At 66.1% G+C, this 19,110-nt stretch carries 15 protein-coding genes and 2 tRNA genes; 9 read left to right on the top strand and 8 right to left on the bottom strand.

Translation table 11 applies throughout. The annotated features are described in order from the left end of the window. Nucleotides 1–1,452, top strand: a complete 1,452-nt coding sequence (locus JO391_RS19600; protein WP_220662076.1) for a heme biosynthesis protein HemY — start codon at nt 1–3, stop codon at nt 1,450–1,452. Nucleotides 1,453–1,516: 64 nt separating this feature from the next. After that, nucleotides 1,517–1,592 (top strand) — tRNA-Thr (locus tag JO391_RS19595). A gap of 27 nt (nt 1,593–1,619) precedes the next feature. Here JO391_RS19595 and ppk2 read toward each other — a convergent pair. From ppk2 to JO391_RS19580, 3 genes are all read right to left on the bottom strand, one after another. Further along, the gene (ppk2, locus tag JO391_RS19590; protein ID WP_259444767.1) at nt 1,620–2,486 is read right to left on the bottom strand and encodes a polyphosphate kinase 2; all 867 of its coding nucleotides are present in this window, start codon (nt 2,484–2,486) and stop codon (nt 1,620–1,622) included. A 22-nt stretch (nt 2,487–2,508) separates the two neighbouring features. Beyond that, nucleotides 2,509–4,263, bottom strand: coding sequence for a SulP family inorganic anion transporter (locus JO391_RS19585; protein WP_220662075.1), 1,755 nt, complete (start codon nt 4,261–4,263; stop codon nt 2,509–2,511). A gap of 91 nt (nt 4,264–4,354) precedes the next feature. Continuing rightward, a complete protein-coding gene (locus tag JO391_RS19580; protein WP_220662074.1) occupies nt 4,355–4,810 on the bottom strand; it encodes a hypothetical protein in 456 nt (151 codons plus the stop codon). 249 nt (nt 4,811–5,059) lie between these two features. Here JO391_RS19580 and JO391_RS19575 point away from each other — a divergent pair, with 249 nt between their 5' ends. The 3 genes from JO391_RS19575 to JO391_RS19565 are packed head-to-tail and all read left to right on the top strand — an operon-like array spanning nt 5,060 to nt 7,838. After that, nucleotides 5,060–5,482, top strand: coding sequence for a hypothetical protein (locus JO391_RS19575; protein WP_220662073.1), 423 nt, complete (start codon nt 5,060–5,062; stop codon nt 5,480–5,482). Nucleotides 5,483–5,485: 3 nt separating this feature from the next. Beyond that, nucleotides 5,486–6,718, top strand: a complete 1,233-nt coding sequence (locus tag JO391_RS19570) for an HlyD family secretion protein (RefSeq protein WP_220662072.1) — start codon at nt 5,486–5,488, stop codon at nt 6,716–6,718. A 1-nt stretch (nt 6,719) separates the two neighbouring features. Then, nucleotides 6,720–7,838, top strand: a complete 1,119-nt coding sequence (locus JO391_RS19565; protein ID WP_220662071.1) for an AI-2E family transporter — start codon at nt 6,720–6,722, stop codon at nt 7,836–7,838. A 135-nt stretch (nt 7,839–7,973) separates the two neighbouring features. Here the strand turns inward: JO391_RS19565 and gltB are convergent, their stop codons facing one another. The 5 genes from gltB to JO391_RS19540 form a co-directional block, all read right to left on the bottom strand. Beyond that, on the bottom strand, nt 7,974–12,512 hold the full coding sequence (gene gltB / locus JO391_RS19560; protein WP_220662070.1) for a glutamate synthase large subunit: 4,539 nt from the start codon (nt 12,510–12,512) through the stop codon (nt 7,974–7,976). Next, nucleotides 12,499–13,218, bottom strand: coding sequence for a hypothetical protein (locus tag JO391_RS19555; protein ID WP_220662069.1), 720 nt, complete (start codon nt 13,216–13,218; stop codon nt 12,499–12,501). Before JO391_RS19555 ends, gltB begins: the two co-directional genes overlap by 14 nt. Nucleotides 13,219–13,223: 5 nt before the next feature. Beyond that, complete coding sequence (locus tag JO391_RS19550) at nt 13,224–14,660, bottom strand: NAD(P)-dependent oxidoreductase (protein WP_220662068.1); 1,437 nt, start codon at nt 14,658–14,660, stop codon at nt 13,224–13,226. Between the two features lie 158 nt (nt 14,661–14,818). Continuing rightward, entirely contained in the window at nt 14,819–15,622 is an 804-nt protein-coding gene (locus tag JO391_RS19545; RefSeq protein WP_220662067.1) for an undecaprenyl-diphosphate phosphatase, read from the bottom strand. A gap of 4 nt (nt 15,623–15,626) precedes the next feature. Further along, nucleotides 15,627–16,613, bottom strand: coding sequence for a complex I NDUFA9 subunit family protein (locus tag JO391_RS19540; RefSeq protein WP_220662066.1), 987 nt, complete (start codon nt 16,611–16,613; stop codon nt 15,627–15,629). 156 nt (nt 16,614–16,769) lie between these two features. On the opposite strand from JO391_RS19540, the gene JO391_RS19535 reads away from it, so the two are divergent. From JO391_RS19535 to JO391_RS19520, 4 genes are all read left to right on the top strand, one after another. Then, nucleotides 16,770–16,854 (top strand) — tRNA-Leu (locus tag JO391_RS19535). Between the two features lie 68 nt (nt 16,855–16,922). Then, entirely contained in the window at nt 16,923–17,537 is a 615-nt protein-coding gene (locus tag JO391_RS19530) for a ribonuclease D (protein WP_220662065.1), read from the top strand. Then, nucleotides 17,518–18,483: a KpsF/GutQ family sugar-phosphate isomerase gene (locus JO391_RS19525; protein ID WP_220662064.1), complete on the top strand. Its 966-nt coding sequence runs from the start codon at nt 17,518–17,520 to the stop codon at nt 18,481–18,483. Before JO391_RS19530 ends, JO391_RS19525 begins: the two co-directional genes overlap by 20 nt. A 3-nt stretch (nt 18,484–18,486) precedes the next feature. Then, nucleotides 18,487–19,110 (top strand): hypothetical protein, encoded by a 624-nt coding sequence (locus tag JO391_RS19520; protein WP_220662063.1) that lies wholly within the window; start codon nt 18,487–18,489, stop codon nt 19,108–19,110.

Genomic DNA, 19,110 nt, shown 5'->3' with positions numbered 1-19,110 from the left:
ATGCTTTGGTCTTTGCTGAAGGTCCTGCTGTTCGTCGTCATCATCGCGCTGATCACCTTCGGGGCGGGCGCGCTGATCGACACTCAGGGCGGCATGAGGGTGACGGTCGGGGGCTGGGAGATGACCCTTGGCCCGCTGCAGGCCGTCATCGCCATCCTGATCCTTCTGGCCGCGCTGTGGCTGGTGGCCAAGCTGGTTGGCCTGCTGGTTGCGGTGTTCCGCTTCCTGAAGGGCGACGAAACCGCGATCTCGCGCTATTTCGACCGCAACCGCGAGCGCAAGGGATATGAGGCGCTGGCCGAGGGGATCATGGCGCTGGCGGGTGGAGAATCCCGGCTGGCCCTTGCCCGCGCGCAGAAGGCCGAGAAGTACCTGGACCGCCCGGAGCTGACCACGCTGCTGGTGGCCCAGGCGGCCGAACAGGTGGGCGACACCGCGCGGGCCACCTCGTCCTACAAGGCGCTTCTGCACAATCCGAAGTCGCGCTATGTCGCCATCGTCGGGCTGTTGAACCAGAAGCTGGCCGAGGGCGATACCGACACGGCGCTGAAACTGGCCGAGAAGGCCTTTGCGCTGAAGCCGAAGAACAAGGACATCCAGGACGTCCTTCTGAAGCTGCAGGCCGATCACAAGGACTGGAAGGGCGCGCGCGCCACGCTTGGCGCCAAGCGGAAGGCAGGCGAACTGCCGAATGACGTCTATCGCCGCCGCGATGCCGTGCTGGCCTTGCAGGAAGCGGCGGTGGTGATGGATGAAAACGCCCCCATCGAAGCGCGGGAAGCGGCGATCGAGGCGAACAAGCTGTCGCCGGACCTGATTCCGGCGGCGGTGATGGCGGCGCGGTCCTATATCCTGAAGGGCGAGAAACGCGCGGCGGCGCGCGTGCTGAAGAAGGCGTGGGAGGCGCAACCGCACCCCGACCTGGCCGCTGCCTTTGCCGAGATCGAGCCGGAGGAAACGCCCGACCGCCGCATCAAGCGGTTCCGTGACCTGGCGTCGCTGAAGCCCGACTCGGACGAAAGCAAGATGATGATGGCCGAGCTGCACATCGCTGCCGAGGATTTCCCCGGTGCGCGCCGCGCGCTTGGCGATCTGGCCAGCACACATCCGACCGCCCGGTCCATCGCCCTGATGGCCGCCATCGAACGCGGCGAGGGCGCCGACGAGGCCGTGGTGCGCGGCTGGCTGGCGCGCGCGCTGACCGCGCCGCGCGGGCCGCAATGGTGCTGCGACAAATGCCAGGCGATCCACGCGCAATGGGCGCCCATCTGCGACAACTGCGGCGGGTTCGATACGCTGAGCTGGCGCGAGCCGGTCGAGGGCACAGGCCCTTCGGCCACGGGCACGGAACTGTTGCCCCTGCTGGTCGGTCTTCCCCGCGGGGAAGATTCCCCCGCCGCTCAGGATGGCGAGACCATCGACCTGGAAGCCGTCGCGCGATCTGCAAATTAGGGCTACACAGCGGCGCGCGGCGGTGCTAGAGACCCGCCGGGCGCCAAAGGGTGCCCATGGAAGTGCCGGTGTAGCTCAGCTGGTAGAGCACGTCATTCGTAATGATGGGGTCGGGGGTTCGAGTCCCTTCACCGGCACCACTTCCCCCCTCTCCAGTCCCGGACGTGTCAGAACACGTCGGGCACCACGTTCCGCGCAAGGCCGCTTTCGCGGTAGCCTTCGGGCTTGGCCGCCCTCTTGCCGAGTTTCGGCTTGTCATAGGGAATGCGCTCGTAGGGGATCTGCGACAGAAGATGCGTGATGCAGTTGATGCGCGCGCGCTTCTTGTCGTTGGACGGTACGACCCACCACGGCGCCCATTCGCTGTCGCTGCGCGAGATCATCTCGTCATAGGCAGCGGAATACTCCCACCACTTGCGGTAGCTTTCGACATCCATCGGCGACAGCTTCCACTGCTTGACCGGGTTGTCGATGCGTTCGCGGAACCGCTTGTCCTGTTCGTCCATGTCGACATCCAGGAAGTACTTGATGAGCTGGATGCCGCTGTCCACGATGGTCTTTTCCACCGGGGTGGCCAGCTTCAGGAAGTGTTCGACTTTCTCGGGCGAGGCGAAGCCCATCACCCGGTCGACCCCGGCGCGGTTGTACCAGCTGCGGTCGAAGATCACGATCTCGCCCGCGGCGGGGAAATGCGCCATGTAGCGCTGGAAGAACATCTGGGTCTTTTCGCGGTCGGATGGGGCAGGCAGCGCGGTGACGCGGAATACCCGGGGGCTGACCCGTTCGGTCAGGGCCTTGATGACCCCGCCCTTGCCTGCGGCATCGCGGCCTTCGAACACCACGATGATCCGCGCGCCGGTCGCCTTGACCCAGGATTGCAGGTAGGCCAGTTCGACATGAAGGCGTTCCAGCTCCTTTTCGTAACGCTTCTTCTCGGCCTTCTTCTGCGCCATGGGATCCTCGGGCGTGATGGCATCCGGCAGGTCCTGAACGGGATTGGCCTTGTGCTTCTTGTCAGACTTCTTGGGCATCATCTGTCTCCTTCTCTGGCAGGCGTCAGGCCGGGAGCCGCGGGTCGGGCTGTGGCGGGACGGGGCTTGGGGGTGGCGTGGCGGGGTCGAGGCGTTGGAAGGCCCGAAGCACGTCGCCCAGGTCTTCGAACAGCATGTCGCGGCCGATCCGGTCCAGGACGCCCGCGCGCTGCAACAGGTCGCGGACCTCGGCATTCAGTTCGGCCAGGCCGAAGCGGATGCCAAGGGCCGTGAAATCCTGGGCAATCTGGTCCAGCGCCGTGGCGGCGGTGGTGTCGATCTGGGTGATGGCGGTGGCGTCCAGCACGAACCAGCGCGTCCCGGCGGGCAGGTCCATGGCGATTTCGGCCATGCGGGCGCGCACCGTGTCGGCGTTGAAGAACAGGAGGCTGCCTTCCAGCAGGCACAGCGACAGGCCCGGCACGGGCCGCGCATCCGGTGTGCGGTGCAGCTTGTAGAATCCGTCGCGTCCGGGTCGCAGGCCCAGAAGCGCGTCGCGCGGGTGCATCATCTTCCACAGCACATGCAGCAGGGTGATCCCGACGACGACCCCGACTCCCTGCAGCACGCCAAGGGCTATGGGTGCCCAGAGGGCGGCGATGGCCAGACCGAACTCGGTGCGGCTGACCTGCCACAGGCGGTGCAGGGCAGGCAGGTCGATCAGGCCCGCCGCCGCCGCCACCAGGATCGCGCCAAGTGCCGGGACCGGCAGGATGCGCAGCGCGTCGGAAAGGAACAGGATCACCAGGACCAGAGCCAGAGCCGCGGCGATGCTGGCCACCTGCGTGCGCCCGCCGACCGAGAAGTTCACCGCCGTCCGGCTGTCGGAGGCGGTCACGGGGAAGGCCCCGAAGAACCCCGCCGCGATGTTCGCCGCGGAGAACCCTTCCAGCTCGCGGTCGGGATCGGTGGTCTGGCCGTCCATCTGGGCAAAGCTGCGGGCGGTGATGATTCCGGCGCCGAAGCTGACCAGGAAGGTCGAGATGGCGCCCGAAACCACAAGGTCCAGCGGGACGCCCGAGATATCGGGGAGCGCCAGTGCGGGCAGGCTGGTCGGCACGTCCTCGACCACGCGGATGCCCAATTCGCTGAAGCCCAGGAGGGCGGAGAGCCCTGTCGCCAGCACGATCACCGCCACCGGGCCGGGGATGACCGAGTTCATCCGCTTGAGCACGGCGATGACGGCCAGCATGGCGAGGCCCAGGAGGACAGAGGGAATGTGCACCTCGGGCAGACGGCGGAGCAGTTCGACGACAGGCTGGATCAACCCCTCGGACTGGATCTTGAGCCCGGTGAAGCGGCCGATCTGGCCCACGATGATCGACAGCGAGATGCCGGCGAAGAAGCCGGTCAGGATCGGGCGCGACAGGAAACTGGCGATGACGCCCAGGCCCAGGAAGCGCGCGGCGAGGCAGGTCAGTCCGACACCGATCGCCACGGCTGACGCAAGCGCGGCGGGGTCGGCGGCCTGCCCGGCCGGCATACCGGCGGTGATCTGGGCCAGTACGGCGGCCAGCACGGTCATGGTGGCGGCATCCGGCCCGACGATGAGCCGGCGCGAGGGGCCGAACGCGGCATAGGCGATCAGGGGTGCGATCGAGGCATAGAGCCCGGTTTCCGGCGGCAGGCCGGCGATGGAGGGATAGGCAATCGCGCTCGGCAGGCCGACGGCGGCTATTGCCAGACCGGCCAGAAGGTCAGACGGCAGGAGGGCGGGACGATACCCGCGCAGACTGGAAAACAGACGCCGGCCGGAACCCGCGCCCCATCCCGATGACATTGCACCGGCCCTCCCCCTTGATGCCTTGCCGTTGTCCCTTCCCCGGCCAGCGGCAGGGCAGGCTCCGGCCTGCCGGAGCCAATCCCCTGGATCACACCTCTTCGGGCGCCCAGTTCAGGAAAAGCCCCACATCCCCCGGCATCCCCCCGGGGAAGGTGATGATCGCCGCCTTCAGCCGGAAGCCCTGCGGCTTGGCCACGGCAAGGTAGCGGTCGTAAAGCTCTTTCGCCTTGCCCTGGAGCGTTTCGGGCCAGTGCGGCAGGCGGTTGTTGATGGCGCGGCCCGAGTCGGTGCAGAGGTCCGAGGGGAACGAGTAGACCAGCGCCTCGAACTTGCCGTTCTGCACGGCGTTCATCACCAGCTTCTGGATCATGGCGCGTTCGTCATCGCCGATGTGGTCGTGCAGGAAACTGTCGGCGAATTCCTTCAGCCTGGCCTCCTGCGCGGCCTTGGCCTTTTCGGCCTTTTCCATCTCTTCCATTTCCTTGCGGAGAATGGCCATGCGCAGGTCGTTGGCGCTGACAACCTTCGGGGCGTCGTCGGTCATGATCGGTTCCTCCTTCTCGGCAGCGGTGGGAGGCCGACCCTTGGCCGCCCCTGCCACCGGCCCAGCCTACACCAAATCCGGCGTGCTGGCGCATTCATGGAGGCAGAATGTCAAAATGGACTGGCGCCGGCCTTGATGCGGATCAATAGAGCCGGGAGGGAATGGCGCAACCTTCCCCGCGGGGAAGACCGGCTCTGGACGCACGGTCGGCTTCGGGTGCAGATTGGCGCCACAGCGGGAGTAAGCCGGATGAGCACAACGGGCGCCGAGGTTCACGCAGCAGCAACCGATCATCTGCCGTTCTTCCTGCCCGGCCCTGACGGGTCGGACGGGCTGATGACCTTCACGATCTGGTTCATGGTCCTGGCCGTCTTCGGCGTCGGGATCCTGTATCTGAAACTGCATGCCCTGCCTGAACACATGGCATCCAGCACCAAGAAGCTGCAGATGGACATCGTGGCGGTGCTGGCGCTTCTGGCGCTGTTCACGCACCAGAATATCTTCTGGGTGGCGGCGCTCATCCTGGCGATGATCGACTTCCCCGATTTCGGCACGCCCTTGAAGTCGATGGCGGGATCGCTGGAAAAGCTTGCGGGACGCCTGCCTGAACCCGCGCCCCCCGCCCTGCCGGACCCCCAGCCCGCCCCGCAGCCCCAGCAGGCGGAGGGCTGAGCCATGCTTGAACTTCTCTTCTGCTCGATGCTTACGATCCTGCCGGACTTCCTGTACCGGCGCTACGCCCAGGGCAAGCGGCTTGGGCGCGAGATCACCTTCTTCACCGTCTGGTACGAACTGCGCTACGGCATCGTCGGCTGCGTGATCCTGACGATCACGCTGATCACGCTGGTGTTCTTCTTCCACCCGGCCTCGACCCGCGTGACATCGTATTTCCGGACGGTTCCTATCCTGCCCGAAGGGTCGGGGCGGGTCGAAGAGGTCTATGTCGGCCTGCGCGAAGAGGTGAAGGCGGGGCAGCCGCTGTTTACGCTGGACAGCCGCAGCCAGAGGGCCGCGGTCGAGACCGCGAAGCGCCGCGTCGAAGAGGTGGAGGCCGCTTCCGTTCTTGCGCAAAGCGACCTTGCCGTGGCGCAGGGCAATCTGGATGCGGCCATAGGCGCCTTCAACCAGGCGAAAGAGGAGTACGACACGCGCGCCGAGCTGCGGCAGAGGAACCCGAACGCGATTTCGGAACGCGATGTCGAACGGCTGAAGATCACGGTCGATGCCCGGCAGGGCGCGGTGGACGCGGCGCAAGCGGCGCTGGAAAATGCCGAGGCCCGCATCGAAGTGCAGCTTCCCGCAGAAAAGGCGAGCGCCCTGGCACAACTGGCCGAAGCCGAGACGGCGCTTTCGAAGATGACGGTCTATGCCTCTGTCGATGGGCAACTGGAGCAGTTCGCCCTGCGGCCGGGCGATGTGGTCAACCCGTTCATGCGACCGGCGGGAATCCTCATCCCTTCGGAAGCGGGCCGGGTGGGTCTGCAGGCCGGGTTCGGCCAGCTGGAAAGCCAGGTGATCCACAAGGGCATGATCGGCGAGGTGACCTGCCCGGCAATCGCGCTGACCATCGTTCCGGTTGTGGTCACCGACATCCAGTCGGTGATCGCCACGGGGCAGGTGCGGCCCACGGACCAGTTGATTGACCTGTCGCAGAACAACCCGACCGGCACCATGACGGTGTATCTGGAGGCCCTCTATCCCGGTGGGCTGGATCGGCTGATGCCGGGGGCGAACTGCATTGCCAACCTGTATTCCAGCTTTCACGAGGAACTGCAGAACCCGGACCTGTCGACCTTGCAGGCTGTGGCCTATCACGGCATCGACGCCATCGGCTTCGTACATGGGCTGATCCTGCGGATGCAGGCCGTGGCGCTGCCGGTGAAGACGCTGGTTCTGGGTGGGCATTAGGATGGACGAACCGCAGCGGCCACAGCCGCCCGATCCCGAGAACCTGAAGCTCGACAGGGTCGAGGCACGGGCGGCCGAGTTGTTGCTGCGGCTGGTTGCCCTTGGGCTGATCCTTTACAGCGGCTACGCGCTGTTGCGCCCGTTCTTCCCGCTGTTCCTGTGGGCGGTGATCCTAGCCACGGCGCTGAAGCCGCTGCATGACGGGTTGGCGGCACGGCTGGGCGGGCGGGTGAAGGTTTCGGCCACGCTGATCACGCTGGGCCTGCTGCTGATTGCCTTTGGCCCGGTGGCGGCCTTGGCCGACAGCCTGATCGGCACCGTCAAGGCGGTGGCATCGCATGTCGAGACACATGGGCTGCGCGTCCCTGCCCTGCCGGCCTTCATCACCGACCTGCCGCTGGTGGGCGAACAGATTGCGCGGTTCTGGACTTCGGCCACCTCGAACCTGCAGGCCACGGTGCAGAAATACGCGCCGATCCTGATGCCATCGGCGGGCGAGCTGATCGGGATGCTCGGCAGCGTGGCGAAGGGGGTCTTGGGTGTGGTCTTCGCGGTGATCCTGACCGGGATCCTGCTGGCGGCCTCGACCGGGCTTTCGGAGATCGGGCGCAAGCTGGCCGACCGGCTGGCGGGCCGGCCGAACGGCACGCATGTCATCCTGATCGCCACGCGGACCATCCGGGGCGTATCGCGCGGGGTGGTGGGCGTGGCGGTGTTGCAGGCGCTGCTGGCGGGGGTGGTGCTGCAGTTCTTCGATGTGGCCGGGGCGGGGCTCATGGCCTTTGTGGGGCTGATCCTGTGCATCGTGCAGATCGGGTTGCTGCCCATCGTGGGGCCGGTGCTGATCTGGGCCTGGGCCACCATGCCGGCGACGCAGGCGCTGATGCTGACGCTGCTTCTGGTGCCGATCACGCTGATCGACAATGTGCTGAAGCCGGTTCTGATGTCGCGGGGGCTGGAGACGCCGGCGAGCCTGATGCTGGTGGGCGTGGTGGGCGGCACGCTTTCGGCGGGTGTCGTCGGGGTCTTCGTGGGACCCATCGTGCTGGCCGTGCTGCACGACCTGGCCCGCGAGTGGATCGACGGGCCAGACCGGGACGCGGGTTCCGGCAGTGCGTGATCTTCCCCGCGGGGAAGGATTAGGCAGCACGCCACCTTCCCCGCGGGGAAGGTTTCTTCAGCGTCTCGACCTTCCCCGCGGGGAAGGTCGGGGGCCTTGCGCGGCGCCCCCGGATTGTGGCCGGGGGCGGGGGCGTCATTCGGCGGGAACCGCCTGAACCTCGTCGGTCAGCGGGTGCGGCAGGTGGGCCAGCATTTCCTTCGGGCAGACCTGAAGGAAGTTGGCCCGCTCGGTTGCCCAATCGTTAAGGATGCGCGCGGCCTTGCGGCTGCCCGTTTCGGTCGCGTGGCGCTGGATGAGGCCCTTCAGTTGCGCCTCCCAATGCGGATGGCCGATGCCGCAGGTGACGAGGCTTTCGAGGTTCATGAAGTCCTCGGCCACCCCCTCTGGATCATAGACATAGGCCATGCCGCCCGTCATGCCCGCGCCGAAGTTCGCGCCGATCCGGCCAAGGATCACCGCCACGCCGCCGGTCATGTATTCGCAGCCGTTCGAGCCGCAGCCCTCGACCACCACCGTGGCGCCCGAGTTGCGCACCGCAAAGCGTTCACCCGCACGGCCCGAGGCGAAGAGGAAGCCATCGGTCGCGCCGTAAAGCACGGTGTTGCCGATGATCGTGTTGTCTTCCGCCGACAAGGGCGAGGACATCAGCGGCCGCACGGTGATGGTGCCACCCGAGAGGCCCTTTCCGACATAGTCGTTCGAATCGCCCTGAACCTCGATCTTCAGGCCGCGCACGGCGAAGGCGCCCAGCGACTGCCCGCAGGAACCTGTGAGCTTGACCGTCAGGTGATCGGGCTGAAGCTGGTTCTTCATGCCGAAGCGCTTGACGATATGGCTGGATGCGCGCGTGCCGATGGTGCGGTGGGTGTTCCGCACGGCATAGGACAGTTGCATCTTCTCGCCGTCTTCGAAGAAGCGGTAGCCGTCCTTGATGATTTCGGCATCCAGCGTGTCGGGCACGGCGTTGCGCGGCTTGGACCGGTCGTAGGTGATCTTCTGCGAGCCATCCACCGTGATGAGCAGCGGGTTGAGGTCAAGGTCGTCCAGATGCGCGGACCCGCGCGACACCTGGGTCAGCAGGTCGGCGCGACCGATGATTTCGTCGATGGACCGCGCGCCGATGCTGGCGAGGATTTCGCGCACCTCCTGGGCGTAGAAGGTGATGAGGTTCACCACCTTGTCGGCATTGCCGGTGAACTTCGCCCGCAGCGATTCATTCTGCGTGCAGACGCCAACCGGGCAGGTGTTGGACTGGCACTGGCGCACCATGATGCAACCCATGGCGATCAGCGCCGCGGTGCCGATGCCGTATTCCTCGGCCCCCATCATGGCCGCCATGACGATGTCGCGCCCGGTGCGCAGGCCGCCGTCGGTGCGCAGCGTGACCCGCTCGCGCAGGTTGTTCATGGCAAGCACCTGATGTGCCTCGGTAAGGCCCATCTCCCACGGCAGGCCGGCGTACTTGATGCTGGTGGCCGGCGAGGCCCCGGTGCCGCCGTTGTGGCCCGAGATCAGGATCACGTCGGCCTTGGCCTTGGCCACGCCCGCCGCGATGGTGCCCACGCCAGAGGCCGAGACCAGCTTGACCGTCACCTTGGCACGCGGGTTGATCTGCTTGAGGTCGTAGATCAGCTGCGCGAGGTCTTCGATCGAGTAGATGTCATGGTGCGGCGGCGGGCTGATCAGCGTGACGCCCGGCGTCGAATGGCGCAGCCGTGCGATCAGCGCCGTCACCTTCATGCCGGGCAGCTGGCCGCCCTCGCCGGGCTTGGCGCCCTGGGCCACCTTGATTTCAAGCTCTTCGCAGGCGTTCAGGTATTCGGCGGTCACGCCGAACCGGCCAGAGGCCACCTGCTTGATCTTGGCGGACGGGTTGTCGCCGTTGGGTTCGGGCAGGAAATGCGCCGGATCCTCGCCGCCTTCGCCGGAGTCGGACTTGGCGCCGATGCGGTTCATCGCGACGTTCAGGGTCTTGTGTGCCTCGGGGCTGAGGGCCCCCAGAGACATGCCGGGTGTCACGAACCGCTTGCGGATCGAGGTGATGCTTTCAACCTCTTCGATGGGCACCGGGCGGCCAAGCGGCTTGATGTCCAGAAGATCGCGGATGTGGATCGGCGGATTCGCCCGCATCGCGGCGGAATACTGCTTCCAGATGTCATAGCTGGCGCGGTCGCAGGCCGATTGCAGCATGTGCATGGTCTGCGCTTCCCAGGCGTGCTTTTCGCCCGAGCGGCGCGCCTTGTAGAAGCCGCCGATGGGCATGACATCGGCTTGCCCGAGCCAACCCTTCGCGTGGACTTCTTCCAGCTTCATCTGCAGGCCCTGCAGGCCGATGCCCGAGATGCGGCTGTGCATGCCGGGGAAGTATTCGGCCACCATGGCGCGCGACAGGCCCACGGCTTCGAAGTTCAGCCCGCCGCGATAGGACGAGATGACCGAGATGCCCATCTTGGACATGATCTTCAGCAGGCCCGCGTCGATGGCCTCGCGGTAGCGGCGCATGGCGTCGATCAGCGAACCTTCGATCAGGCCGCGGGCGATGCGGTCGGCGATGGAGTCCTGCGCGAGATAGGCGTTCACCGTGGTCGCGCCGCAACCGATCAGCACCGCGAAGTAATGCGGGTCGATACACTCGGCGGCGCGGACATTGATGGAACAGAAGGTCCGCAGGCCCTTGCGCGTCAGCCAGGAATGGACGGCCGAGGTCGCAAGGATCATCGGCATAGGCACCTTGTCGGCGCCCTGGTGTTCATCGGTCAGCACCAGCTGGCCCGCGCCCGAACGCACCGCATCCTCTGCCTCGGCGCGGATGCGTTCCAGCCCGATGCGCAGGGCATCGTGGTCGGCCCCGGCGGGGAAGGTGCAATCGATGAAGGCGACCTGCGCGCCGAAGCGCTGCACCATCACCTCGAATTCGCCGTTGGCGATGAAGGGGCTTTCCAGAACCAGGATCTCGGTCTGGGACGAGTTTTCGTCCAGCACGTTGCGCAGGTTGCCGAAGCGGGTCTTGAGGCTCATCACCCGGCCCTCACGGAGCGAGTCGATGGGCGGGTTCGTCACCTGGCTGAAGTTCTGGCGGAAGAAGTGGCTGAGCGGGCGGTAGACCGAGGACAGCACCGCGGCGGGCGTGTCGTCGCCCATGCTGGCCACCATTTCCTTGCCGTCCTCGGCCATGGGCGCGAGGACCTGCTCCAGTTCTTCCAGCGTGTAGCCGGCCGCGATCTGGCGCTTGCGCAGGTCAGAGCCGGAGAATTGGGCATGTTCCGGCACATCGCGCATCAGGGCGTTCAGGTCGACGATCTTGCCAACCCAGTCGCCATAGGGCTGGGCTGCGGCGAGTTTGTCCTTGATCTCGGTGTCGTGGTAGAGCTTGCCGTTCGCCATATCGACGGCGATCATCTGCCCCGGTCCAAGCGCACCCTTTTCGCGGATGGTGGTTTCGTCCACCGGAACCATACCGGCCTCGGAGCCGGCGATCAGCATCCCGTCGCCCGTGATCACAAAACGCATGGGGCGCAGGCCGTTGCGGTCCAGTCCGCCGCAGACCCAGCGGCCGTCGGTCATGGCCAGGGCGGCCGGGCCGTCCCAAGGTTCGACCACCGAGTTGCAGTAGGAATACATGTCAGCCCAGGCCTTGGGCATGTTGACCGTCTGCTTGGACCAGGCTTCCGGCACCAGCATGGTCTTGGCCATCGGCGCATTGCGGCCCGAGCGCACGAGAACCTCGAACACCGCGTCGAGCGCACCCGAGTCGGAGGTGCCCGAGGGGATGATCGGCTTGATGTCCTCGGCCATGTCGCCGAAGGCGCTGGAGGCCATGCGGATCTCGTGGCTCTTCATCCAGTTGACGTTGCCCTTCAGCGTGTTGATCTCGCCGTTGTGGGCCAGCATGCGGAAGGGCTGGGCCAGCGCCCATTGCGGGAAGGTGTTGGTCGAATAGCGCTGGTGGTAGATGCAGAAGGCGCTTTCGAAGCGTTCGTCCATCAGGTCCGGGTAGAAGGTGGCGACCTGTTCGGCCAGCATCATGCCCTTGTAGATGATCGACCGGCAGGACAGCGAGCAGATGTAAAGACCGTTGATCTGGCTGGCGATGGCCGCCTTCTCGATGCGGCGACGGATGATGTACAGCTCGCGCTCGAAGGCTTCGGCGTCGATGCCCTTTTCGTTGCGGATCAGGATCTGCTCGATTTCGGGCCGCGTCGCGTTAGCCTTGTCGCCCAGGACCGAAGTGTCGACCGGGACGTGGCGCCAGCCATAGATGTAATGGCCCATCCGCAGGACTTCGGTTTCCACGATGGTCCGGCAGCGTTCCTGCGCGCCGAAATCGGTGCGCGGCAGGAAGACCTGGCCCACGGCGATGAGCTTGCCCATGTCGGGCTCGTGCCCGGTGCGGCGCACCTGGTCGTAGAAGAACCGCACGGGGATCTGCACATGGATGCCCGCCCCGTCGCCGGTCTTGCCATCGGCGTCCACCGCGCCGCGGTGCCAGACCGCCTTGAGCGCGGCGATGCCGTTTTCAACGACCTTGCGGCTTGGCTTGCCGCTGATCGAAACGACGAGCCCCACGCCGCAGGAGGCGTGTTCGTCATCCGACTTGTACAGCCCGTTCTCGTCCAGCCAGGCCCGCTTGGCTTCTTCGGCCTTCACCCAGGCGTCATCATAGATCGTCATGGCCGGACTCCTTCTTGGGCGTGGACATGGGGTAGGAAGACATGATGGCATCGCAATCGAACAGCGGCTCGGTCGCGGCAAAGCCGGGCTCGCCCGGCAGGATGAACTGGACAGGGCTGCCGTCGATCGGCACGAAGCCTTCACCGCCATCCCATTCCGATGGGCCCGCAAAGAAGTTGCGCCATTCACGGTTGATGTATTCGTGGCCCCGCGACCTGCGCATCACGGTGCCGGTCGCGTCGGATTCCTCGTATTCGAACTCGGTCTCTTCCAGGGTCACGCCGTCGATGGTGACCGTCTTGCCGGTCAGCCGGTCGAAGCCGGTGACGCTGCTCTGTTCGCCATTGTCGCGGCTAAGGCCGAAGGCAAAGGTATCGAGGCCCGTGGACAGAAGACCCGAAAAGCTGGCCGGATCTTCCGGGTTCGGATCCAGCGTCTGGCGCACCGTGGGGAAGAAGTCGAAGCTTTCCACCCACTGCGCTTCGGAATCGATGCGCGACAGGAAGAAGATGCCTTCCTGGTCGAAATCGGCGCGCCACTGGTCGCCCGGCGCATCGGCGGTGCAGGTGTAGTGGTTCGACACCCGGCAACCGCGCGACTGAACCGTCAGGTAGACCGAACAGCCTTCGGGCGGGGTAAAGGTCGATGCCGCCTGGGCCGGCGCCCCAAGGGCCAGCAGGGCGGCCGCAGAAATGAGGAAGCGCATCGTGCTTACTCCGCCGCGACGCTGGCGGATTGCGCCAGGTAGTCCATGATCGCCTCGGCCGCCTCGCGCCCGTCGCGGATGGCCCAGACGACAAGGCTTGCGCCGCGTACGATGTCGCCCGCGGCATAGACACCGGGCAGGCTGGTCGCGTGGGTGCGGAAATCGGCCTTGATCGTGCCCCACCGCGTGACGGCGAGTTCCGGCACGCCCCAAAGCGTGGGCAGCGCCTCGGGCTCGAAGCCGAGCGCCTGCACCACCAGGTCGGCAGGTTCGACGTAATCGGCGCCCTCGATCACCTCGGGCGACTGGCGGCCGCTTGCGTCGGGCGCGCCAAGGCGCATCCGCTGGACCATCACGCCTTCGACCTTCGTGCCGCCGGCAAAGCCCCTGGGCGCCGACAGCCAGACGAATTCCACGCCCTCTTCCTCGGCGTTCTGCACTTCGCGCTGCGACCCCGGCATGTTCGCCTTGTCGCGGCGGTAGAGGCACTTGACCGAGGTTGCGCCCTGCCGGATCGCGGTGCGCACGCAGTCCATCGCCGTGTCGCCGCCGCCGATCACCACCACTCGCTTGCCTTCGGCGTTCAGTTCGCCCGAATCGAACTCGGGCACCTCGTCGCCAAAGCTCTTGCGGTTCGAGGCGGTCAGGTAGTCCAGCGCCTTCACGATGCCGGCTGCGCCGGAACCGGGGGCCTCGATCTCGCGGATCTTGTAGACGCCGGTGGCGATCAGCACGGCGTCATGCTGGCCGCGGATGGCGTCGAAGGTCAGATCCTTGCCCACGGTGCAGTTCAGCACGAACTGCACGCCGCCGGCTTCCAGCTGTTCGATGCGCTGCATCACCACCGGCTTTTCCAGCTTGAAGCCGGGGATGCCATAGGTCAGCAGGCCGCCCGCGCGGTCATAGCGGTCGTAGACCGTGACCTGCACCCCGCGCCGGCGCAGCACGTCGGCCGCCGCCAGGCCGCCGGGGCCTGCGCCGATGATGCCCACGCTTTCCGGCCGCTCCATCGACGGGCGGATCGGCTTGACCCAGCCTTCCTCCCAGGCGGTATCGGTGATGTACTTTTCCACCGAGCCGATGGTCACGGTGCCGTGGCCCGACTGTTCGATCACGCAGTTGCCTTCGCACAGCCGGTCCTGCGGGCAGATTCGGCCGCAGATTTCGGGGAATGTGTTGGTGGCCTGGCTGATCTCGTAGGCTTCCTGAAGCCGCCCCTCGGCGGTCAGGCGCAGCCAGTCGGGGATGTTGTTGTGCAGCGGGCAATGCGACTGGCAGTAGGGCACGCCGCACTGGCTGCAGCGGCTGGCCTGTTCGGCGGCCTTGGCATCGGCGAATTCGCGATAGATTTCAGCGAAGTCCTGTGCGCGCTGATCGGCAGGGCGCTTTTCGGGCGTCTCCTTCTTCAGCGTCACGAACTTCAGCATCTTCTGCGTGGCCACGGCTGCGCCTCCCAGTTCATTTCGGGTGCGCCTTGATACCCAAGGGGTCGCGTGAAGAAAAGTCAGAAGGACTGACCTATTATTCGCTTTTCTGGCTGTCCGGACAGAAGGCTTGAACCATCCGGTCGAAAATTAGGTCAGTATTAGTAACCCATCTTCTAGAAGCCCGCCCACAGGGCGATTGCAGCGGCGCCGCCCACGATGATTCGCCACCAGCCGAACAGGGCGTAACCGTGGCGGCTGACATAGCCGAGCAACCAGCGCACAACGATGACGGCGCTGATGAAGGCCACGGTGAAACCCACGGCAATCTGCGACAAGGCCGACCAGTCCAAGACATCGCGGTTCTTGAACAGATCGTAGGCAACTGCCGCTCCCATGGTCGGCATGCTCAAAAAGAAGGAGAATTCCGCAGCTGCGCGCTTTTCGACCTTCATCAGCAGCGCGCCCACGATGGTCGCGCCCGAGCGCGAGGTGCCGGGAATCATCGCAAGGCACTGGAACAGCCCGATCACGAGAGCCACACGAAGCGGCAACGACTCGGCGCTGTCGTACAGCGGCGGCGGCGCCAGACGGTCGATCAGCAAAAGGATGATCCCGCCCAGGATCAGCATGACCGCGATCAGCATCGGCGTTTCGAAAAGTACCGTCTTGATGAAATCATGCGCCAGTACGCCCACGATCACGGCGGGGAAGAAGGCGATCAGCACGGCGACCAGCAGTTTCAGCGAGGCAGGGTCGCGGTGCGCGGTGGTCAGCACATGCAGGATCTTGGCCGAATAGACGACCAGAAGCGCCAGCACGGCACCAAGCTGGATCACCACCTCGAAGGTCCGACCGGCGCTTTGGAAGCCCAGGAAGTGCCCCGCCAGCAACAGATGCCCGGTCGATGACACCGGAATGAATTCGGTCAGCCCCTCGAGAAGACCGAGGGCTGCGGCAACCAGCGTGCTGTCGGCCATGGCGTCAGGCCTTGCGCAGGTTCTTCGCCGATTCCTGGATCGCGGTGTACTGGCCCTGCGGACGATAACGCCACAGGTATTCCGGCAGAACGGCGCTGAGCGCCGTGGGCTGGATGCCAAGCTCGGCCAGGCCCCGCGCATCGGGCGCGACCACGTTGTCACGCTTGAGGTTGCGCACCTGGTCGCGGGTGAGCTGGCGATTCTCGATCAGGCCAAGCGTCACCGCCTGCACCATGTCCAGCACCCCGCCCAGGACCGAGGCGATCCAGTAGGGCACGTTCAGCACCAGCCGCCCCCGGCGGATCTCACCCAGCATGTGATGCATGAGTTCGCGGAAGGTCGCGACGTCGGGGCCGCCCAGTTCATAGATGCCGGGCGCGGCCTCGCCTGCCACGGCCTTCGCGGCGGCGGCGGCGACATCGTCCACGTAGACCGGCTGGAACTTCACATTCGCGCCCACCACGGGAAGGATGGGCGTGAACCGCGCCATGCCGGCGAAGCGATTGAAGAACCCGTCCTCGGGCCCGAAGATCACCGAAGGGCGCAGGATCACGGCTTCGGGGAAGGCCGCCAGAACGGCGGCCTCGCCTTCGGCCTTGGTCCGGGAATATTCGCTGTCCGATGCCTTGTCGGCGCCGATGGCAGAAAGCTGGACCAGCCGCTTCACGCCAAGTTCGGCCGCGATCCGCGCCACACGCGCAGCACCTTCGGCTTGCACCGCGTCAAAGGTGTTGCGGCCCGACCGGTTCAGGATGCCCACGCAGTTCACCACCGCATCGGCGCCATGCATCGCGGCGCGCACCGAGGCATCGTCGCGGATGTTGCAGGCCACCGGTTCGACCTGACCGACGACGCCATAGGGTTTGACGAACAGCGCCTCGTTCGGGCGACGCACCGCCACGCGGATGCGCCAGCCTGCCTTGGCCAGACGGCGCGCCACATAACGCCCGACGAAACCCGAACCGCCGTAGATGGTGACCAGCTTGCTCATGGACCACTGTTCCCTGCGTCCTGCGAAACCTGTCTTCTCCATAGCTTTCACGCGGCGGCGCGGCAACCCGGCACAGGGTTGCAGGGGCGCGACGAAATCTTCCGCACCCCCGTTGACACCCCCGTTCGGGGCAGATACATCGCCCCCCACGACATCGCCCAGATGGCGGAATTGGTAGACGCGCTGGTTTCAGGTACCAGTGCCGCAAGGCGTGGAGGTTCGAGTCCTCTTCTGGGCACCATCCACCAAGGGGCGCGGCCGCAAGGCGCGCCCCTTCGTGTTTCCGGCCACCGGAAAAGGGGCAAGGCTGTGACCATCCACCTGCACAAGAACGATCTGCCCGACGGCCTGAGCTTTGGCCCGATCGTGGCTATCGACACCGAGACCATGGGCCTTGACCCGCGCCGCGACCGGCTGTGCGTGGTGCAATTGTCCGCAGGCGACGGCAGCGCCCATCTGGTGCAGATCGACCGGGGCCAGACGCGCGCACCGAACCTGGAACGCCTGCTGGCCGACCCTTCGGTGCTGAAGCTCTTTCACTTCGGCCGCTTCGACATTGCGGCGCTGCAACGCGCCTTCGGCGTGCGCACCGCCCCGGTCTGGTGCACCAAGATCGCATCCAAGCTGATCCGCACCTTCACCGATCGCCACGGGCTGAAGTACCTGTTGCAGGAACTGGTCGGCGTCGATGTGTCCAAGCAGCAGCAGACCTCGGACTGGGGGTCCGAGGTGCTGAACGACGCGCAGAAGGAATATGCCGCCTCGGACGTACTGTACCTCCACCAGCTGAAGACCGAGCTGGAACTTCGCTTGAAGCGCGAGGGAAGAATGGAGCTGGCGCAGCGGTGCTTCGACTTCCTGCCCACGCGTGCCGAGCTGGATCTTCTTGGCTGGGACGAGCCCAATGACCTCTTCCACCACTGATTTCCTGGCGACCGGACGCCGTGTCATTGCACGCGAGGCCGAGGCGCTGTCGCTTCTGCGCGACCGCCTGGATGACAGCTTCGCAAGGGCCGTGGAGATCCTGCTGAACGCGAAAGGCCGTGTGATCGTTTCCGGCATGGGCAAGTCGGGCCACATCGCCCGCAAGATCGCCGCGACCTTCGCCTCCACCGGCACGCCCGCCCAGTTCGTCCACCCGGCCGAGGCCAGCCACGGCGACCTGGGCATGGTGATGCGGGGCGACGTGCTTCTGGTCCTGTCCAACTCGGGCGAGACGCCGGAACTGGCCGACCTGCTGGCCCATTCGCGCCGCTTTGACATTCCGCTGATCGGCGTTGCGTCGCGCGAGGGGTCTACCCTGTTGCGCCAGGCCGATGTGGCGCTGCTGCTGCCGCCTGCGCAGGAAGCCTGCGACACCGGCATCGTGCCCACCACCTCCACCACCATGACGCTGGCGCTCGGCGATGCACTGGCCATCGTGCTGATGGAACACCGCCGGTTCACGCCCGAGCATTTTCGCCTGTTCCACCCCGGCGGCAAGCTGGGCGCGCGGCTGACGAAGGTGGGCGACCTGATGCACACCGACATGCCGCTGGTCCGCGAATCGACCCCGATGGCCGATGTCCTGCTGACCATCACGGAAAAGGGCTTTGGCGTGGCCGGCGTGGTGGACGAGGCGGGCGCCTTGATCGGCATCATCACCGACGGCGACCTTCGCCGCCACATCGACGGGCTCCTGTCGCACCGGGCGGGCGAGGTCATGACACGCGGCCCCCGCACGATCGGGCCCGATGCGCTGGCCGAAAAGGCGCTGGCACTGATGGACGAACGGCGGATCACCTGCCTTTTCGTCGTCTCGCCGGATGCGCTGACGCGGCCCGTCGGCGTGCTGAAGGTGCAGGACATCCTGCGCGCCGGAGCGTTCTGACCCATGCCCGATGACGGTGGCCGGCACACCCGCATCGTCCGCTGGCTGAAGGTCGCGCTGCCCCTTGCCGCGCTGGCGCTGTTGTCCACGCTGTTCCTGGTATCCAACCGCATCGGCGGCGACATCGACCTGCCCTATTCCGAGGGCGAGATCGAGGACCGCGTCCGCGAACCCCGCATGACGCGGCCCAGCTATTCGGGGGTCACCTCGGACGGAGACAGCCTGATGCTGAACGCCGAGGAAGCCCGCCCCGCCGGCAGCGGCCAGAGCGAGGCCACCGGCCGGCAAGTCATCGGCACCCTTCAGATGAAGGAAGGCGGCCTTGTCACGCTGAAATCGCGCGACGTGGTGATCGACACGCAGGCCCGGATTGCCACGCTGACGGGTGACGTGCTGGCGACCACCTCGGACGGGCTGAGCATGGCCACCGAGGGCCTGGTTGCCGCGCTTGACCGGTCGCATCTGGAAAGCACCGCGCCGGTGGTGGCCGAGGGCCCGCCGGGGCGGATAACCGCCGACCGCATGGACCTGACTGCCGACGAAGCGGCCGGAACGGGCTATGTTCTTCGCTTCGTCGGAAATGTTAAGCTGATCTACCAGCCCTCAAGCCAGAATGCCGGACCGTGA

Source organism: Neotabrizicola shimadae, from assembly GCF_019623905.1.
Lineage (GTDB): Bacteria > Pseudomonadota > Alphaproteobacteria > Rhodobacterales > Rhodobacteraceae > Neotabrizicola > Neotabrizicola shimadae.
The sequence above is the reverse complement of the archived record's forward strand: the minus strand, read 5'-3'. Positions and strand labels throughout refer to the sequence as shown.

What these genes read in the sequence shown, in the direction of transcription:
- JO391_RS19545 (WP_220662067.1), bottom strand. Translation starts at nt 15,622, where the DNA reads ATGGCCGACAGCACGCTGGTTGCCGCAGCCCTCGGTCTTCTCGAGGGG.
- JO391_RS19580 (WP_220662074.1), bottom strand. Translation starts at nt 4,810, where the DNA reads ATGACCGACGACGCCCCGAAGGTTGTCAGCGCCAACGACCTGCGCATG.
- JO391_RS19600 (WP_220662076.1), top strand. Translation starts at nt 1, where the DNA reads ATGCTTTGGTCTTTGCTGAAGGTCCTGCTGTTCGTCGTCATCATCGCG.
- ppk2 (WP_259444767.1), bottom strand. Translation starts at nt 2,486, where the DNA reads ATGATGCCCAAGAAGTCTGACAAGAAGCACAAGGCCAATCCCGTTCAG.
- JO391_RS19585 (WP_220662075.1), bottom strand. Translation starts at nt 4,263, where the DNA reads ATGTCATCGGGATGGGGCGCGGGTTCCGGCCGGCGTCTGTTTTCCAGT.
- JO391_RS19525 (WP_220662064.1), top strand. Translation starts at nt 17,518, where the DNA reads ATGACCTCTTCCACCACTGATTTCCTGGCGACCGGACGCCGTGTCATT.
- JO391_RS19575 (WP_220662073.1), top strand. Translation starts at nt 5,060, where the DNA reads ATGAGCACAACGGGCGCCGAGGTTCACGCAGCAGCAACCGATCATCTG.
- gltB (WP_220662070.1), bottom strand. Translation starts at nt 12,512, where the DNA reads ATGACGATCTATGATGACGCCTGGGTGAAGGCCGAAGAAGCCAAGCGG.
- JO391_RS19555 (WP_220662069.1), bottom strand. Translation starts at nt 13,218, where the DNA reads ATGCGCTTCCTCATTTCTGCGGCCGCCCTGCTGGCCCTTGGGGCGCCG.
- JO391_RS19570 (WP_220662072.1), top strand. Translation starts at nt 5,486, where the DNA reads ATGCTTGAACTTCTCTTCTGCTCGATGCTTACGATCCTGCCGGACTTC.
- JO391_RS19540 (WP_220662066.1), bottom strand. Translation starts at nt 16,613, where the DNA reads ATGAGCAAGCTGGTCACCATCTACGGCGGTTCGGGTTTCGTCGGGCGT.
- JO391_RS19565 (WP_220662071.1), top strand. Translation starts at nt 6,720, where the DNA reads ATGGACGAACCGCAGCGGCCACAGCCGCCCGATCCCGAGAACCTGAAG.
- JO391_RS19520 (WP_220662063.1), top strand. Translation starts at nt 18,487, where the DNA reads ATGCCCGATGACGGTGGCCGGCACACCCGCATCGTCCGCTGGCTGAAG.